Origin of the sequence: [Empedobacter] haloabium (assembly GCA_008011715.2) — a bacterium.
Lineage (GTDB): Bacteria > Pseudomonadota > Gammaproteobacteria > Burkholderiales > Burkholderiaceae_D > Rugamonas > Rugamonas haloabia.
The window spans coordinates 4,799,333-4,817,526 of the sequence record CP136508.1 but is presented as its reverse complement, the minus strand read 5'-3'; the positions used below and the strand labels follow the sequence as shown (position 1 = coordinate 4,817,526).

The 18,194-nt window shown below is 63.4% G+C and carries 11 protein-coding genes and 1 tRNA gene; 5 read left to right on the top strand and 7 right to left on the bottom strand.

What is annotated here, in order from left to right; all coding sequences use genetic code 11:
* Positions 1–554: 554 nt before the first annotated feature.
* The 7 genes from E7V67_021110 to E7V67_021080 form a co-directional block, all read right to left on the bottom strand.
* Positions 555–842: a hypothetical protein gene (locus E7V67_021110; protein ID WUR12177.1), complete on the bottom strand. Its 288-nt coding sequence runs from the start codon at positions 840–842 to the stop codon at positions 555–557.
* Complete coding sequence (locus tag E7V67_021105) at positions 839–5,761, bottom strand: RHS repeat-associated core domain-containing protein (protein WUR12176.1); 4,923 nt, start codon at positions 5,759–5,761, stop codon at positions 839–841. Before E7V67_021105 ends, E7V67_021110 begins: the two co-directional genes overlap by 4 nt.
* A 6-nt stretch (positions 5,762–5,767) precedes the next feature.
* Positions 5,768–8,788, bottom strand: coding sequence for a type VI secretion system Vgr family protein (locus tag E7V67_021100; GenBank protein WUR12175.1), 3,021 nt, complete (start codon positions 8,786–8,788; stop codon positions 5,768–5,770).
* A 315-nt stretch (positions 8,789–9,103) separates the two neighbouring features.
* Positions 9,104–9,179: transfer RNA gene (locus E7V67_021095), tRNA-Lys, on the bottom strand.
* Between the two features lie 60 nt (positions 9,180–9,239).
* Positions 9,240–11,012 carry a GspE/PulE family protein gene (locus E7V67_021090; protein ID WUR12174.1) on the bottom strand — a complete coding sequence of 591 codons (1,773 nt, stop codon included), beginning with the start codon at positions 11,010–11,012 and terminating at the stop codon, positions 9,240–9,242.
* Positions 11,013–11,024: 12 nt separating this feature from the next.
* Positions 11,025–11,858 carry a spermidine synthase gene (locus E7V67_021085; GenBank protein WUR12173.1) on the bottom strand — a complete coding sequence of 278 codons (834 nt, stop codon included), beginning with the start codon at positions 11,856–11,858 and terminating at the stop codon, positions 11,025–11,027.
* 99 nt (positions 11,859–11,957) lie between these two features.
* Positions 11,958–12,467, bottom strand: coding sequence for a glycine zipper 2TM domain-containing protein (locus tag E7V67_021080; protein ID WUR12172.1), 510 nt, complete (start codon positions 12,465–12,467; stop codon positions 11,958–11,960).
* A 435-nt stretch (positions 12,468–12,902) separates the two neighbouring features.
* Here E7V67_021080 and E7V67_021075 point away from each other — a divergent pair, with 435 nt between their 5' ends.
* The 5 genes from E7V67_021075 (at position 12,903) to E7V67_021055 (ending at position 18,072) form a co-directional block, all read left to right on the top strand.
* Positions 12,903–13,301 carry a barstar family protein gene (locus tag E7V67_021075; GenBank protein WUR12171.1) on the top strand — a complete coding sequence of 133 codons (399 nt, stop codon included), beginning with the start codon at positions 12,903–12,905 and terminating at the stop codon, positions 13,299–13,301.
* A gap of 103 nt (positions 13,302–13,404) precedes the next feature.
* Positions 13,405–14,028, top strand: coding sequence for a phosphoribosylglycinamide formyltransferase (gene purN, locus E7V67_021070; protein ID WUR16324.1), 624 nt, complete (start codon positions 13,405–13,407; stop codon positions 14,026–14,028).
* 84 nt (positions 14,029–14,112) lie between these two features.
* A complete protein-coding gene (locus E7V67_021065; GenBank protein WUR12170.1) occupies positions 14,113–15,414 on the top strand; it encodes an RsmB/NOP family class I SAM-dependent RNA methyltransferase in 1,302 nt (433 codons plus the stop codon).
* Positions 15,411–16,745 (top strand): mechanosensitive ion channel, encoded by a 1,335-nt coding sequence (locus tag E7V67_021060; GenBank protein ID WUR12169.1) that lies wholly within the window; start codon positions 15,411–15,413, stop codon positions 16,743–16,745. Before E7V67_021065 ends, E7V67_021060 begins: the two co-directional genes overlap by 4 nt.
* Positions 16,746–16,869: 124 nt before the next feature.
* Complete coding sequence (locus tag E7V67_021055; protein ID WUR12168.1) at positions 16,870–18,072, top strand: fatty acid desaturase; 1,203 nt, start codon at positions 16,870–16,872, stop codon at positions 18,070–18,072.
* Positions 18,073–18,194 lie beyond the last annotated feature (122 nt).

Below are 18,194 nucleotides of genomic sequence, written 5' to 3'. Positions count from 1 at the left end.
ATCCAGCGACGACGTTATCCCAGCAGTACCTTTGCGGCACATGCTGTAGACGAAGCCATGTTCGGTCAGTGTACCCTGGTATTCACATCTGCCATGCCGATTTAATAGTTGAAAACAAAGGCATCGTGGAGGACTCGATTTTTTGGCCGTCCTCGCCATACTTTCGCACTCAATCTCAAATTGTTGTCAGCCACATCGGAGACAAGTGCATCGTATCCCCCTGGGGTCGCACAGGCCATTTCGGCCTGAGTTGCACCTCTTAGTGTAAGCACTATCGGTGAAAGGGTTCGCCCAACACTTGACCATTATCTCTTGGGATTATAGGCGTCATGCCACATTCTATGTTGGTAGTGCTGCCATCCCTTTTTGCTAGGCCCTAGTTTTGCGAAAATTGAATTCAGCATGAAATCTTTATCGACGCTTTCTTCGACTAGTGCCGTCAAATTCCCCAATGGCTGCTGGGTTGCGCGGAAGCGCTGTAGCGGGTCAGCGACCCGCACTGCCGTAGTCGAACTGAGTTCCTAGGGTACTAATAGGGAATCTGAATTTGCAGGTCAGACTTTTGTGCGAAGAATATGTAGAGCTGTTTGAACCTTCTCTAATGCCTCGGGGGTTAAGCCCCCTTGATTGTTGCCGATGCGTTGCCAACAGTAGAGAAAGTATCTCAATGCCACAGCAGTCGAAATATCAGATGGTGTCGCACTTGCTGGCAATTGATCGGACTCGTCTTTAGCCTCGGCCATGGGGTCAAAAGTCAAGGCGAACTCCGAAAACGTAGACCAGTTGCAATTTGCTGGAGGTACGTCACTTGGGTGCAAATCGTGGGTTGAAATAATTGTCATGGCACTTTTCTCCTTCCTACGACTTCGCTTGGGCGAATATAGCCAGGTATCAGCCACTCTGCCTCAGAGATGAGCTTACCACCCGGACCAGCTGGCACAGCCAAATTGTTAAATTTGTTCTGTATGCCTCTGCCGCACTTCACTTTCAGCGTGTAGACCACGCCCGGCGTCGTACCCCCATTCGTGGCGAAGTATTCGGCGACACGTGGGTCTGACGTTACAGAAATATACGGGGATGGCGGAGTCACGCTATCTCGGGCATGCTGTTTCATCAAAACGTCTTGATCTGAAAGATGCGTCTGATTCACGGCTGACATATAGCCGCTGTTCCTGGCTCCATGGGATTTCATCCAGGCGACGCCGCCTCGACTGTCACCTCGATAAAGAGTTTCATAGCAAGGTGAGGCTGCTCCCGAGCCGCTCTCACTACCGACCCTTGAGCTGGAGCGATGGAGCCCAAGTGTGTCAACCCATTCGGTAGGGTTTGGAGCGTATTGCTGGAGGTTATTGCCGCCACTTAGTCGAATTGGATCTTGGCTAACGAACCTACTTCCATTGGGATCGTAGTATCTATACCGGTTGTAGTGCAACCCTGTTTCTTCATCGAGATATTGTCCCTGGAAGCGGATTGGGTTAAACATCCCGGCCTTGTAGGCTGCTTTGCTGATTGCTTCTTTTGCTCGTCCCCATGCCTCGTACTGTGCCGACCACGCGACGTTGCCTGCGCAATCCGTCAATTCCTGAGGCGTGCCGAGATGGTCGCATTGATAGAACGCGATCTCATCTTTGCCAAACGGCTCGGCTTCCTGCTCATATTCGCCGTTCCATAGCGGATCGAGCGCAATGTCGTATTTGCCATCGTTTCGCGCCATCAGCGCTTTGACATCGGTTGTAGGTGCCAGTTGCAGAGTTCGGTTTCGCGTGACATGTACCAGCGGCACGAAGCTATCGCGTTCGTACACATAGTGGACCGTCCGCTCGTCGTTTATATGGCCGTAGTGGACCCTGCTCTCCAACGCCAACGTATTGCCATCCCAGCCGTACATGGTCCGGGTCGCTTGCCGCAGGCCAGTTCCATTCAGCCCCTGGCTGTGCTTAGCGATGCGCCGCCCCAACGGATCGTAGGCAAAGGAGATGACGCCGGACCTAGTAGCGGCGCGTGCCATCCGGTTGAAAGCATCCCACTCGAACGTATCGCGCTGTCCATTGTGCATCCGTTCAATGAGGTTACCGCGATCGTCGTAGCGGTAGCTGGTGCCAGCGTATTCCTTGAGCAGGTTGTCCAGCACCTTAGGAAGCGAGACGCGGGTGGCAATGCTCTGGTGTTGCTGCGTAGTGTCGGGCACCTGGATATTGCCAGCAGGGTCGAACGCAAAGGTCTCATGCCCCATCGCGCTGTTTGCCGCCAGCAGCCGGCCAATCGGGTCGTAGCGATATTCGATATGCCCGCGCCGGGTGTCGTCGATACTCGTCAGCTGGCCGGAGCGGTCGTAGCGGTAGCGCCGCTGGATTGCCGCTTGCATGCCGACTTGCGCATCGGGACGATATGGGTCAGGGTGGAACTCCATGTTCTTCCGGCCCAGCTGCTGTTCGATCAGCCGGCCGGCCGGGTCGTACTTCATCGTTTGCAGCAAGCCGTTGGCCTGGATACGGGCGGTTTCCTGATACAGCGCGTTGCGCTCGAAGGACACGACTTCTTGCCCATCGAGCAGCAAGCCGTGCACGTGGCCGGCGCCATAGGTCAGCCAGTCGATGCGGTGGCCGTCCGGGCGGGTGGTGCCGATACGTTGGTTCAGTTCGTCGTAGCGGTGGTGCCAGACCGCCGTGCGTTTGTCGGGGTGGAATGGGCCGTGATAGTGCTGGTGCTCGCGTACCAGGTTGCCGGCGGGGTCGTAGAACCATTGCAGCCGGGCGTGTTCGTTTTTTGCGTCGGCCAGTTGGCCGCTGGCGTAGTAGGCGAAGGTTTCGATTTGCTCGGACTGGCCTGGCGCGGCGGCGCGCCGCTGCATGAGCCTGCCCATGGCGTCGAACTCGAGACGTGTGGTCACGCCGGCTTCGACCGTTTCCGCCAGCACGCCAGTTCCTTCGTGGTAGCGGTACTCGGTCGCTTTGCCATCGAAGCCCTGCTCCTGCAGCAGGCGGCCCACCGGGTCGTATTGGAATCGGTAGACGCTGCCGTTTTCGTTTTCCAGCGCGGACAGACGGCCCAGCGCGTCCCAGCGGTAGCGCAGGCTGTGTCCCAGCGCGTCGGTGCGCTGCGCGATCAGGCCGGCCGCCGTGTAGCGGTACCTGGTGGTGCGTTGCAGGGCGTCGATGTGCGCCAGCAGACGGCCTTCGGCGTCGTGGCGCAACTGCTCTTCGCTGCCGTCGGGGTGGATGACGGCTTCGAGCTGGCCTGGGTGATTGCCGGTTTCTTCGCTGAGCGCCAAGGTCAGCGCTTCGGCGCTGACTGGCGTGTAGCGGTAGCGCGTGATGTTGCCGGCGGCGTCGAAGCTTTTGATGAGGCGCTTGCGCTCGTCGTATTGCCACTGGGTGCTGTGGCCGGAGCAATCGGTGTAGCTGGCGAGCTGGCCGTCCGGGGTGTAAGCGAGCTTCTTGACGCCGCCCTTGGCATCGGTGACTTCGACGGGGCGGCCAGCCTTGTCGTAGGCGTATTGGGTCTTGTTGCCGAGCGGGTCGATTTCCTCGACCAAGTGGCCTTTGGCATCGTAGTCGCGCTTCCACGTGCCGCCTTCGGGGTCGAGGATGCCGGTAATGCGGTGTTGGGCGTCGTATTCGAAATGGACCTGGCTGCCGTCTGCTCGGGTGTGCGTCAGCAGGTTGCCGTGGTCGTCGTAACGGAAATGCTCGCTGTTGCCGTCGGTGTGGATATGGCGGATGACGTTTTTCGCATTGTCGCGGTAGAACCATTCTTCCAGGCCGTCCGCGTAGATGGTGCGGTAGGTGTAGCCGGCGATGTCGTAGTAGTAGCGGGTTTCGTTGCCCAACGCGTCGGTGACGTAGGTCAGGCGGATGTTCTTGTCCCACTCTAACCGCGTGTCGTGGCTGCCGTCGTCGGCCCACTCGCGGATCGCTTTCGCATTGGCGCCGCTGTCGATACTGGTGTCGTAGGCCAGGTTGATGCCGCGACCCGTGCGGTCGGTGTAGCGGGTGACGAGGTGGCGGTCGTACTGGTAGTGCCAGGCGGCCGCGTTTTCTTCCTGGGCGTAGATCAGGTCGCCGTGCTCGTTGTAGTCGTAGGCGGACAGTTGGCGCACCAGCTGGCCTTCCTTGATTTCCCACAGCGCGACGATGTGGCCATTGGCGTCGACTTGGGTGCCGGCATGGGCGACGATGGCGTCGCCTTGCTTGCTGATGATGTCGCTGAGCACCGCCTCGCCATTGGCCACGTGGTCGTAGCGCAGGCCCAGGGCTGCGCCGTCCTTGGCGTGAATGGCGATCAGGCGGAAGTGCTGCTTGCCTATTTCGGCCGCCTTGCTGCGTACCGTGTCGGTCAATTCATAGGTCTCTCGCCACGGGCTTGGTTGGCCTTCGGGCAGCGGCTTGCCGAAATCAAGCGTGAGCAGCGTGACACTCATGCGCGTCAACGTGATCTGCTCGACCGGATCGTGATGCTTTTCGCCGACCGCCAGCCAGGGATAGCGGTGGCTGCGGCCATCGGCGGCGTGGTAAAGCAGGCCAGTGGGCTTGCCTTGGCCGATGACGTCGATGCGGGTGCTGTACGGCGTCAGCCAGCGCGCGCCCAGGTTGCCGCTGTCGTAGGCGATCAGCTGGCTGCGATAGGTGCGGCTCCACTCGATTGGCAGCGGCGCATCCAACACGAAGTCGGTATGCGTGAACGTTTCGGCGCCGGTGGCGAAGCTGATGGAGTGGGCGGTGGCGGCCTTGGCGGGGCACAGCTTGCATTGATTGGCGTCGCCCGTGGCCGGGTGTTGCTTGTTGACGACCTCCAGCTCGTGGCCGGGGTTGTCCTTCTTGTGCTGCGCGCCCTTGGCGGACGGCACCAGCACCGCATGGCGCTTCTTGTGCTTGACGACGGCGTCGCGCAGGCGCAGCAGGATCCACTTGATGCTCATCTGCGCCTTTTCGTCGGCCAGGGCCGTGAGCTGGGCGCGGAACGCGGGCTTGAAGTTGGTCAGGTGCGTGATGATGACTGTCACGCCAGCGACCGCGCTCTGCGGCAGCTGGCGCGCCGCGGTGGCTGCGGCATAGTTTGCGGCCTTCTTGTAATGCCGGTCCAGCGCACCCAGCATGCGGCGCCAGCTGCTCTGCACCTTGTGGTCGTGCAGCTTGTGTTCCACCTCCGCCGGCGAGGCGATCTCGAATAGCGGTTCCTTGCCGATGCAGCGCCTGAGGATCTTGATCAGGTCGTCGGCAATGCCGTCGGCCATCCTGGCGCAATCGTCCAGGATGCCGGAGAGCCTGGCCATCGCGCCGTCGATAAAGGTGTCGAGCTCGCCGGCCAGTTTCGCGTTGAGGTTCACGGCCAGCACCTCGACCAGCGTGGCGCCGACATCCTTGAAACCCATGGCCAGCTTTTGCCGAGCCAGGTGCAAGGCAGGGCGCAGGCTCATGCGCGCCGCAGCCGTTGCCGGCAGGGGGATCACGCCGATCAGGTTGATGCCCAGGCTGACCCATGCCAGGAAATCGACTTTGTCTTTCCCTTTGTCGATGTATTTCTGGATGATTCCAACCACGTCCATGATGACGTCGATCAGCGCCATAATGTTGCCGATGACCGGCAGGCTGCCAGCCACGGTGCTGAGGCGCTCGAGCGTGACGTAATCGTGGCTGATCTTGCGCAGCCATTTGTCGAAGGCAGCCGCCGCCGCGCCGACGTCTTGCTGGTCGATCGTGTTCAGTGGTGCGACGGCGACCTCGGGCGCGCGCTCGGCAGGTTTATGCGTGGGTTCGGTCATGGAATGTTAGACGGTGAGCTTTTTCAAAGACGCCGGTGCTGCATCGGAGCCGGCGTGCGGCAGCGAACCACGCACGCCCGGCGGCATGGCAGCGGCCGGCTTGTTGCCCAGCGCACCAAAAGCGCTCAAGGCCGCCGCGCCGCCCGGAAGTTTGCCCGCCGCGTCCGCCAAGGCCGCCTGTCCGGCCGACGCCAGCAAGCCTTGCGCGCCGCCTTGTTTCAGCGCCTGCACGGCTCCAGCAGCCTTCTGCGCGGCCTGCGCCACCGGGCCGAGTTGGCCCGCCGCGCCCTTCATCTTGCCTGCCGCGGCACCGGCGGCAGCCAGCAGCCCGGCCCCGGGCGCGGACGCCTGCCATTCGGCCGAAGGCGCAGCAGGGGCGTCGCCCTCGGGCAGCGGCGTTGCCGGCCACTCGGCATCCTGGCCAAGCACGCTGCCATCGTCCCACGGATCGCGCGGGTCCTTGCCGTAGGTGACCATGGCCGTGCCCATCGGCAGGCCGGCCACGCTCTTAAAGCCCTCGCCATCGAGCGTGCCCTGGTGCGTGCCGCCTTCGGCATCGACGACCGTGTAGTCGCCTTGCCGGATGCCTTGCTTCTTGCCGCCTGCCGGATTCACGTACTGGTGATAGAGGTCGAGCTTACCCGGCTCCAGCTGCATGGGCTGCGGCAAGGTGGGCGTGCCCTCGCTCTTGGCGGGGACGAAACTGTGGTGCGCCGCATGTTGCGTCCAGTTGCCGCTGGTGCCGTGGACGATCCCCGAAGCGTTCCAGCGGCTGAAGCTGGAGCCGCCGTTGATCACCACCTCTTCCTTGGCCGTGATCGTGATCTTGTTGGCGGTATGGGTGATGTTGAGCTTGGCCAGGATGTTGACGCTGTCCTTCAAGGCCGTGATGTCGATGTCGGCACTGGCCGCCACCAGCTTCATGCCGGCCTTGTAGGCAAACAGGCGCACCGCTTCCTTGACGCTGGCGAGCAGGCTCTTGCCCGCGCTCAGGCTGATGTGGCCGCCGCTGGTCACCGCGCTGTGCTCCACGCTCATCACGTGGGTGGAACCCTGCGTAGTCGTTTCGATGCCGGCGGGGCTGGCCAAGGTCAGGTGCGGCGCCTGGAATTCCGGGAACTCGCCTTGCGCCGGCGTGCCGCCTTGGCCTTTCAGGGCCTCGACCTGCGCCCGCAGCGCGGCGATCACCTGGTCCTGGTCGCCCGGCTGGTGCGCCTGCGCCTGCTGCGCGGCCTGCGACAGGCTGTCGTGCAGGTCCTGGCCCTGCGTCATCCGCTCCAGCGTCTCGGGCATATCCGTGATGTGGGCGCGCGCGTTCGGCCGTGCTTCGGTGCTGAGCAGCAGGCCCTGCTGCGCGCGTACCGCGCCATGGCCGTCGGTACGCAGCTCGAAGCCCTGGCCGCGCGCGTCCTTGCGGCCGGCATTGTCTTCGATGCGGCTGATATGGCCGAGGCTCAGCTGGCTGGCCAGATGGTCGCTCTTGAGCTGGGCCTGGATCTGGCCTTGGGTGTCGTCCAGCACCAGGTGATTGCTGCGCCCGCCCGGCGTGTTGCCGCCGTCGGCCGTCAGCTCGCGGCTGCGCAGACCCGTCAGCGCGCGCTGCTCGGGCAGCTTCCATGGCGGCATATAGTCCTGGTTGTAGACGGCGCCGGTGACGATGGGGTGGTCGGGATTGCCGTCGAGCCATTGCACGATCACTTCCGAGCCGACCCGCGGGTGACTGGCCAGGCCCTTCTCGGCGCCGGCCCAGTTGCTGCCGACCCGCACCCAGCAGCTGCCGCTTTCGTCGCGGTCCCAGTGGAACTTGACCTTGACGCGACCGTACTCGTCCACGTTCAGGCTGCCCTGGCCTTGCGCACCGACGACGATGGCGGTTTGCACGGCCAGCAGCTTGGTCTCCGTGCTGTTGTAGCCGCGTCCCGGGCGCCAGGGCACAGCCTTGCTCTGGCACAGCAGGCGGTTCTTGTATTCGGAGATCGCACCCTTGCCTTGCAGGTAGTTGTTGCTGGCTTCGTGATGCACCTGCAGGATCAGGAATTCGCTCTCCTTGCTTTCGCCGAAATGCTCGAGCAGCGTGAACGACCGGCCCGGGGCGACGCGCCGGTTGTTGCCTTGTGCTTCGACCAGCCTGCCGCGCGCTTCGATTTCTTCCATGCGCAGGCGCGACAGGTCAAAGGCGCCGGACTGGTGCTTGAAGCCGTAATGGCCCTCATAGCTGTGCACCTCCAGCTGCGGCACGTCGCCCGGCTGGTCGACGGTGACGCTGTCGGCATGGACCGGGCGCGGATTCTTGAAGTCGAAGCCACTGACGGCCGTCTGGGTCGACGCCCACTGGCGTACGGGGCTCCAGTCGCCGATCGCGTCCTCTTCGGCCACGCCGCCGGCGCGCTGGAAGCGGATGCCGGGTGACGGGCCATCGATCGGCGGCGCCAGGCGGGTGTCGTCGCAGACCTTGAGCGTGTGGCCCTCGCTGCTGTGTTCGTACCAATAGCTGTAGCCCGCCGCTTCCCAGCGTCGGCACAGGTAGTTGTGGTCGGTCTCGTCCCACTGCGTGGCCATGGTGAACTGCGGCTGCTCGCCGGCCACTTCCCATTCCCACACGGGCAAGCCGCCATAGCCGGCGAGGATCGCCTCGGCCTGCTCGCGCAAGCCCTGCTCATGGAACAGGCGGTTGTTCTTGCGCAGGCGCAGGTAGGCCAGCCATGGCCTCAGCACGGCTTCGTAGAAGGCGACGCCGCCATCCGTCTTGACCAGCTTGAACGAGGTGATGTAACCCGTGAACGGACGCAGGCTGCCATCGGCCTGCACCAGCGACACGCACAGCAGCTTGCCATGCATCGCTTCCAGTTCGATCCTGGCGTCGTCGCTCAGGAGTTCCACCTTGAACTCGAAGTCGCGCGACAGGTATTCCATGCCTTCGAAGCGGTTGACCATCAATGTCGATTGCGGTCCGTCGTCCCGTGGGAACGACAGGCGCAACAGGCGGGTACTCTGGTGGGCTTCCAGCAGTGCTTGCAGGTCGGTCATCGTCATTGCTCGTTGGTTGAACTGGGCAGTGGTGTTGTGGATGTGCCCGCCACCGGTGCCGGGGTACTACTCTCCCGGCACGCGGCGCGGCGGTGCCAATCGATCAGGCAGCCGAACATTCTAGCAAAAAATTGCTATTTTTGCCACGGTTGGTGTCGCGCATCGCATCGACGGACGGCTGCGCTTGCGCCAAACTGCTCGACTTTAATCAGGAAATTTTGGTGGGCCCATGAGGGAGCGCAAGGGCGCTTGACAGCGAAAACAAAAAAGGCGTCACGATTGCTCATGACGCCTTCATTTGCTGCTGCGAATTCGTGGTAGGCCGTGCGGGATTCGAACCTGCGACCAACGGATTAAAAGTCCGCTGCTCTACCAGCTGAGCTAACGACCCGAAAGAGGCCGTATTATAGCCACGCGATGAGCGCTGTGCAAGGGCGGGCGCGACAAATTTTCAAGGCGCCAGCGCGGCCGTGGCCTTTAGCACCTCCTCGACCGTCGTCGCGCCTTCCGCGATCTTGTAGGCGCCGGCGATGCGCAGCGGCTTCATGCCGTCCGCCACCGCCTGGCGGCGCAGCGCGGCGATGTCCGTTTCTTCCTCGATCAATTCGTTGAACGCGGGCGACGCCGTCAGCAGCTCGTAGATGCCGGTGCGGCCCTTGTAGCCGGTCTGGCGGCAATCCGGGCAGCCGGCCGGGCGGTACACCGGTGCCGGCTTCGGGATGTCCCACGGGCCGCCGATGCCGGCCCAGATGTCGTCGGGGATTTCGCCGTCCGGCGTCTTGCATTCCGGGCACAGGGTGCGCACCAGGCGCTGCGCCATGATGCCGATCACCGTGGCTTCCAGCAGGTAGTGCGGCACGCCCAATTCCAAGAGGCGCATGATGGCCGAGGGCGCGTCGTTGGTGTGCAGCGTGGACAGCACCAGGTGACCCGTCAGCGCGGCCTGGATCGCCATCTCCGCCGTGGCCAGGTCGCGGATCTCGCCCACCATGATGATGTCCGGGTCCTGCCGCATCAGCGCTTTCACGCCATCCGCGAACGACAGGTCGATGCCCGGCTGCACCTGCATCTGGTTGAACGACGCCTCCACCATCTCGATCGGGTCTTCCACCGTGCAGACATTCACCTCCGACGTCGCCAGCGCCTTCAGCGTGGTGTACAAGGTCGTCGTCTTGCCTGACCCGGTGGGCCCGGTGACGAGGATGATGCCGTGCGGGCGCTGCGTCAGCGCGTCCCAGCGCGCCGCATCCTCCGGCGGGAAGCCCAGTTCGGGCAGGGTCTTTACGACGACATCCGGATCGAAGATACGCATCACCAGCTTTTCGCCGAACGCGGTCGGCAGCGTGGACAGGCGCAGCTCGATCTCCTGGCCGCCCGCCGTGCGCGTCTTGATTCGGCCGTCCTGCGGGCGGCGCTTTTCGATGACGTCCATCCGGCCCAGCAGCTTGATGCGCGCGGTCATCGCGATCATCACGACGGCCGGTACCTGGTAGACCTGGTGCAGCACGCCATCGATGCGGAAGCGGATGTTGCCGATGTCGCGCTTCGGTTCCAGGTGGATGTCCGAGGCGCGCTGCTCGAACGCGTACTGCCACAGCCAGTCGACGATGTTGATGACGTGCTGGTCGTTCGCGTCCACCTGGCGGTTCGACTTGCCCATCTCGACCAGCTGCTCGAAGTTGTTGCGCAGCGCCAGGTCCTGCCCGGTGGACTTGTTGGCGTCCTTGATCGACTTGGCCAGCGCGAAGAACTGCGAGGTGTACTGGGCGATGTCGAGCGGGTTGGCGATCACGCGGCGGATGGCGCGGCGCGACACCTTGGCGATCTCCGCTTCCCATTCGCGCGCGAACGGGTCGGCGGTGGCTACCGTCAACACGTCGGCCGTGATCTCCACCGGCAGGATGTTGAAGCGCGCCGCGTAGCTGGCCGACATCACGTCCGCCACGCGCGTGAAATCCACCTTCAGCGGGTCGATGCGAAACAGCGGCAGGTTGACGCGCTGCGCCAGCCATTCCGTCAGCAAGTCGAGCGTCAACTGGCGGTGCGGTGGTTTCGTCGAGACCAGCTTGCAGTGGGCGACGGCCGACAGCGGGTGCATCGCGCCGGCCGTATTGCGCAGGATGCTCTGCGCCTCCTTGTAGTGGGCCTTGACGTGGGCCTGGTCGACCATGCCGTCGGCCAGCAGCCAGGTGAAGATCTGTTGCAGGTCGAGGTGTTTCGGCATGGATGGTTTCCGTCAGCTCTGGCTGGCCAGCACGCCCTTGACCCAGGACTTGGCCGGCAGTTTGGTCTGCGCGACGATCTGCGCGGCCCGTTCGGCCAGCGCCGCGGCGTCGATGGCGCGCGGCGTGCGGAACGCGATCGCGACGACGTTGCCATCATGGACCTGCGGCAGCGCGATCACTTGCGCGAACGCGAACTTCATCGCCTTCAGGTTCTTCGCATAGCTGGGATGGTCGCCGAACAGGTTGACGGTCATGATGCCGTCTTCCTTCAGGCAGGCCGCGCAGCCCTGGTAGAACTCGGGCGTGTCCAGCACGGGGCCACGCGCGGTGGCGTCGTACAGGTCGACCTGCAGCGCGTCCAGCGTTCCGTGGTTGGCCGGGTCGTCGACGTAGTCGAGCGCGTCCATCTCCAGCACGTGCAGGCGCTCGTCGTTGTCCGGCAGCTTGAACATCGACTGGCAGATCGCGATCACGTGCGGATTGAGTTCGACGGCGGTGACCTGCGCGGCCGGGAAGGTCTTGTAGCAGAACTTGGTCAGCGCGGCCGTGCCCAGGCCCAGCTGGGCGATGGCGCGTGGCGCGTCCTGCCACAGCATCCAGGCCATCATCTGCTGCGCGTACTCCAGCTCCGGCCAGTCGGGCTTGCGGATGCGCATCGCACCCTGCACCCATTCCGTGCCGAAGTGCAGGTAGCGCACGCCTTCCTGTTCCGACAGCGTGACGGGCGCGAAGCGCGGCTTGCGCGGCGCCTTGGCTGCCGCCTTGGCTACCGCCTTGGCGGGCGCGGGTTTGGACGCAGGGCGCGACGATTCTTCTTTTTCGATGGATTTGCGTTTGATCAGCATGGGAAAGGCAGGAATAACGATGCCCCATTATGCCAGTTGGCAAACCCAAAAATAAAAACTGCCGGCACGCGGCCGGCAGTTTTACGAAAGGAGGGTGCCTCAGCGCGACATCGGCTCGACCGACACGCGCAGGCGCACGCGCTCGCCCGGGTCGTACGACATGATGCTGGTGTAGTTGCGGCCGCGGTAGTCGTACACGACTTCGTAGCCGTTGGTGCGCGATTCCCAGCTGTCGACCATGCGGCACTGGCGCACGGCCTGTTCCTGCACGCCGCCGGGCGCGGCGTTGGCGTTGCCGATGCGGTCGCCCGCGATGGCGCCGGCAATGGCGCCGGCCGCGGTGGCGGCGGTGCGCCCGTTGCCGCTGCCGATATTACTGCCCAGGACGGCACCGGCGATACCGCCGATGATGGAGCCGCCCGCGCTGCGCTGCTGCGGCTGCTGTACCTGCACGTATTCCGTGCGGCATTCCTCGCGGGGCTGGTTGTAGCGCTCCACCTGCGGGGTCACGCGCACGACGCGGCCGTAATCTTCGAAATCGGTCGCGTGGGCGACCGGCAGAGCACCGATGAGCAACGCCGCCGACAACAATTTTGCTTGCAGCTTCATTTGAGATACCTCGATATGGGTGAACGACTTGTTTGGGTCGGGTGCCGGTCCCGCGCATCGGGGACCGCGCATTGAAATGGTACCGCCGCCAGCCCCGTTCCAACTGAGCTCATGGCAACAATTTGTAACCCGGGGCAGTGAAGGGGTGGAAAGGGTTCAGTTCGATCAGAACGCAAATTTTGCGCAACAAGCCTTAATTTGGCCTGAAAATGACCGGCTTTTAACAAATCTTGCGTGCGGAACCACATTCAAGTTGATTCATGCTGTACAACACGTTACCCTTATACCTTAAAGGATTGAATTGACGGAGGGAAACATTTGACGGGAAACCGTGCCGTCGCCTGTCCTCAGTGTCAATGATAAGTGTCAATGTATAGGTGCCTTCACTATAGCAAAAAACACAACCTTACATAACAGGTCGATTTTGAGGGAAAAATGAGTTTGTTCTTAACCGTGCCGCCCAATCTTGTCCAGTCGATCCGGGCCTTCCGGGTCCCTGAGCTGCAAGAGGAAGCCGGCCGCCTGGGCCAGCATTTTCTATATGCGCACTGCAACGCTGGCCTGACGAAGCAGCAGGTCCTGGGGATCATTGCGGAGGCGTTCCTGTTCCCCAAGCCATGCGGCAAGAACTTCGATGCGCTGCGCCAGACGCTGACCGACACCATGTTCCAGGCCGGCCCCCAGACGGGCTTCCTGATCGTGCTGGAACAATTGCCGAACACCCAGAAATTCGACCGCGAAGCGCGTGAAACGCTGCTGGACGTGTTCCGCGACGCCGCCGACTACTGGGCCGAAAAGAAGGTGCCGTTCCGGGTATTCTACTCCTTCGAGTAGCCACCTTGCCGCGGCTCCGCACCCTGCAACGCCGCATACCATGCCCTTGCCGGCCCGCCCGCTTTTCTGGCCCGCTCTGCAAGCAGAGGGTACAATGTCGGCCATGAAAAATATCGTCATCCTGATTTCCGGACGGGGCAGCAATATGGAAGCGGTGGTCCGCGCGGCGCAGGCCGAACAGTGGCCAGCCCGCATTGCCGCCGTGATCAGCAACCGTGCCGATGCCAAGGGCCTCGAATTTGCCGCCGCGCACGGCATCGCCACCGCTGTCGTGCCGAACAAGGATTACCCCACGCGCGAGGCATTCGACGCAGCGCTGGCCGAAGTCATCGACGCCTACGCGCCGGACCTGGTCGTGCTGGCCGGCTTCATGCGCATCCTGACGCCGGGCTTCGTTGAGCACTACGCCGGCCGCATGCTGAACATCCACCCGTCGCTGCTGCCGCATTTCCCCGGCCTGCACACGCACGAGGCGGCGCTGGCCGCCGGCCACGCCGAGCATGGCGCCACCGTGCACTTCGTCACGGCCGAGCTGGACCACGGTCCGATGGTGGACCAGGTGGCGGTGCCGGTGCTGCCCGGCGACACGGCGCAGACGCTGGCCGCGCGCGTGCTGGAACAGGAACACGTGCTGTACCCGCGCGCCATCCGCTGGTTCATCGAAGATAAACTGACGGTCGAGGACGGCCGGGTGTACGGTCCCCACAATCCCCGCCCGGCGCACTGATCCGCCATGGGACCGCCGCCTGCGGTCCGCGCTTCACCGCTTTGTTCTGTACCCTATTAATCTGTATTCATCACCAGGATTCACATGAGATTGCCACCAGCTGTTCTTGCCGGCGCCGAAGAGGTGCTGCGCGAGATCCTGCGCTTTACGGCCCCGGCCGATACCACCTTGTCGCGCTACTTCAAGGACCATCCCCGCCTGGGCGGCCGAGAGCGCGGTGCCATCGCCGAGTGCATCTACGCCGTGCTGCGCAACAAGAACTTCTTTACCGATTTCTCGGAAGCGGGCGGTGGCTCGACGATGCGGCGCCTGATGTTGCTGGGCATGGCCGATGCGGTCGGCGTCGATGCGCTGCCGGGCCTGTCGCCGGAAGAGGTGGAATGGCTGCAGCGCATGAAGGCCATCGACCGCAAGCTGCTGCACAAGTCGCTGCGCAGCAACCTGCCGCTGTGGCTGTACGAGAAGCTGGTGGCGCAATACGGCGAAGAGGAAGCGCTGGCGCTGGCCGACGCGCTGAACACGCCGGCCCCGCTGGACCTGCGCGTCAACGCGCTGAAGGCGGACCGCGACAAGGTCATCGCGCAACTGGCCGAGGCCCCGATCGCGGCCGTGCCCACGCCGTACGCGCCGCTGGGCCTGCGCGTGCTGAAGAAGCCGCAGATCCAGAACCTGCCGCTGTTCAAGGAAGGCGCCGTCGAGGTGCAGGACGAGGGCAGCCAGATCCTGGCCCAGGTGCTGGGCGCCAAGCGTGGCGAGATGGTGGTCGACTTCTGCGCCGGCGCCGGCGGCAAGACCCTGGCGCTGGGCGCGCAGATGCGCAACACCGGCCGCCTGTACGCCTTCGACGTGTCCGAGAAGCGCCTGGCCAAGCTGAAGCCGCGCCTGGCCCGTTCCGGCCTGTCGAACGTGCATCCGGTCGCGATCGCCCATGAAAAGGATGCGAAGATCAAGCGCCTGGCCGGCAAGATCGACCGCGTGCTGGTCGATGCGCCATGCTCGGGCATGGGCACGCTGCGCCGCAATCCGGACGTCAAGTGGCGCCAGCCGCAAAGCGCCATTGCCGAGATGCACGACAAGCAGGTATCGATCCTGGACGGCGCGGCGCGGCTGGTGAAAGCCGGCGGCCGCCTCGTGTATGCGACGTGCAGCCTGCTGGACGAGGAAAACGACGCCGTCGCGCAGGAATTCGTGGCGACGCACCCGGACTTCCAGCTGGTACCGATGAGCAAGGTGCTGGCCGAGCAGAAGATCGAGCTGGAGATGGGCGACTACCTGAAGCTCCTGCCGCACAAGCACCAGACCGACGGCTTCTTTGCCGCCGTGTTCGAGCGCAAGCCGATGGCGGCCAAGGCCAAGCAAGCTGACGAGGCCGGCGACGAGGCATGACGCAACTGCGCCTGAACCGACTCATCGACGACCTGCTGGGCGACCTGAGCGATCCCGGCCTGATGTGGCAGGTCGGGGCCATCGCTTTGTCGATCCTGCTCGGCTGGGGCCTGTCGCGCCTGCTGCGCAGCTGGGTGCGCGGTGACGATACGCACACGGGCGTGCGCCGCTTCGGCATGGAAAGCTTCGGCCGCGTCGTCGGGCCGCTGGCCATCGTCTGCCTGCTGGCGCTGTCGCAGGTCGTGCTGGCGCGCTGGCACCATATCAACCTGATCAAGCTGGCGCTGCCGATCTTCGGCTCGCTGGCCGTGATCCGCTTCGTGTTCTACCTGCTGCGGCGCGTGTTCGCGCGCCATGGCGAGATCGGCGCGGCCGTGCTCACGTTCGAGAAGATCTTCCAGCTGGTCGTGTGGGTCGCCTTCGCGCTGTACATCACGGGCTATTGGGACGACATCTACCGCTATCTCGACGACATCGTTCTTCATCTCGGCAAGAACAAGGTGACGGTGGCGGAAATCCTGCAGGCCGCCGTGTCGGTGGTCGTGCTGCTGGTGCTGGCGATGTGGGCCGGCGCGGCGCTGGAAGAGCGCCTGATGCACGTGGAGACGCTGCATTCGAACCTGCGCGTCGTCATGGCGCGGGTGGGCCGTGCCGTGCTGATCGTCATCGCCGTGCTGTTCAGCCTGAACATGGTGGGGATCGACCTGACCGTGCTGTCCGTGTTCGGCGGCGCGCTGGGTGTGGGCCTCGGTTTCGGCCTGCAGAAGATCGCCAGCAACTATGTGTCCGGCTTCATCATCCTGCTGGACCGCAGCCTGGCGATCGGCGACATGATCACCGTCGACAAGTTCAGCGGCCGCGTCGCCCGCATCAACACCCGCTACACGGTCCTGGCCGGCCTGGACGGGGTCGAGTCGATCGTGCCGAACGAGATGCTGGTGTCCGGCGTGGTGCAGAACTCTTCCTTGACGAGCAAGTACGTCTGGCTGGGCACGAAGGTCTCGGTGGCGTACGACACCGACCTCGACTTCGCGCTCAAGCTGCTGGAGGAGGCCGCCGCGACGGTGCCGCGCGTGCTGACCGAACGCCCGCCGGCGGCCACCTTGCTGGCCTTCGGCGCCGACGGCCTGGAGCTGCAGCTGGGGTTCTGGATCAGCGACCCGGAAAACGGCCGCGGCGGCGTCACGTCCGATGTCAACCGGGCCATCTGGAAAGCCTTGAAAGACAATCAGATATCGGTGCCGTTCCCGCAGCGCGAAATGCGCATTATCGGTTCGATACCGCCCGCGGTACCTCTGCCGGAAATGCGACAGAGCGGGGACGAAAGGTAAGCTATCGTTCCGCGTGTCACCGCCAATTGGGCGTACAATGACGGACAGAACACGTCGTACAACCGACGGCGCCCGATTTCCGCGCCCAAGGGATCGGAATCAGGGAATCACTCTTGGAGCTTGAATGGAATTTAGCTTGAACGCTGTTTTGCAATTTCTGAACGACGGCATTACCGGCCTGTCCGCCTGGGAGACGGTCGTGTACACGCTGATCGTTACGCACATCACGATTGCATCCGTCACGATCTACCTGCACCGCCACCAGGCGCACCGCGCGCTGGAGCTGCACGCGATCCCATCGCACTTCTTCCGCTTCTGGCTGTGGCTGACCACGGGCCAGGTGACGAAGGAGTGGGCCGCGATCCACCGCAAGCACCACGCCAAATGCGACACGGAAGAAGATCCGCACAGCCCGGTTACCCGCGGCATCAAGAAGGTGTTCTGGGAAGGCGCCGAGCTGTACCGCGCCGAGTCGAAGAACAAGGAAACGCTGGCCAAGTACGGCCACGGCACGCCGGACGACTGGATCGAACGCAATCTGTACACCAAGTACAGCTGGCAGGGCGTGGCCGCACTGTTCATCATTAACGTCATGCTGTTCGGCGCCAAGGGCATCACCGTGTGGGCCGTGCAGATGCTGTGGATTCCCGTCACCGCCGCCGGCATCATCAACGGCATCGGCCACTACTGGGGCTACCGCAACTTCGACTGCTCGGACGCCGCCACCAACATCTTCCCGTGGGGCATCCTGATCGGCGGCGAAGAGCTGCACAACAACCACCACACGTATGCGACGTCGGCCAAGCTGTCGTCCAAGTGGTACGAGTTCGACATCGGCTGGGGCTACATCCGCGCCATGGAGATGGTCGGCCTGGCCAAGGTCAAGAAGATGCCGCCGAAGCCGAAGTTCGCCAAGAACAAGCCGCATGCCGATTTCGAGACGCTGCAGGCCGTGATCGCCAACCGCTACGACGTGATGGCGAAGTATGCCGCGTCCGTCAAGCACGCGTGGAAGGAAGAAGTGGAACACCTGAAGCACAAGGCGCAGCTGGAATCGGGCTTCCTGAAGTCGGCCCGCAAGCTGATGCAGCGCGAGCCGGCCAAGCTGGAAGCGCCGCAGCAGCAGCAGCTGGTCGAGCTGTTCCAGCACAGCAAGGCGCTGGAGACGATGCACAATATGCGCGTCGAGCTGGGCGTGATCTGGGAGCGTTCGCACTTCACCCGCGACGAGCTGGTGCACAAGCTGCAGGACTGGTGCCAGCGTGCCGAAGCGTCCGGCATCAAGGCGCTGCAGGACTTCTCGCTGCGGCTGCGCAGCTACGCGTAACTACCTGTTCGCTTGATCGAAAACGGCCCTGCGGGGCCGTTTTTTATGGGGTCTCTTGGGGACTGTCCCTGCGGGACTGTCCCCGGTTTTCATCCGCGGCCGAAAATCCGTCGAGACGCAGC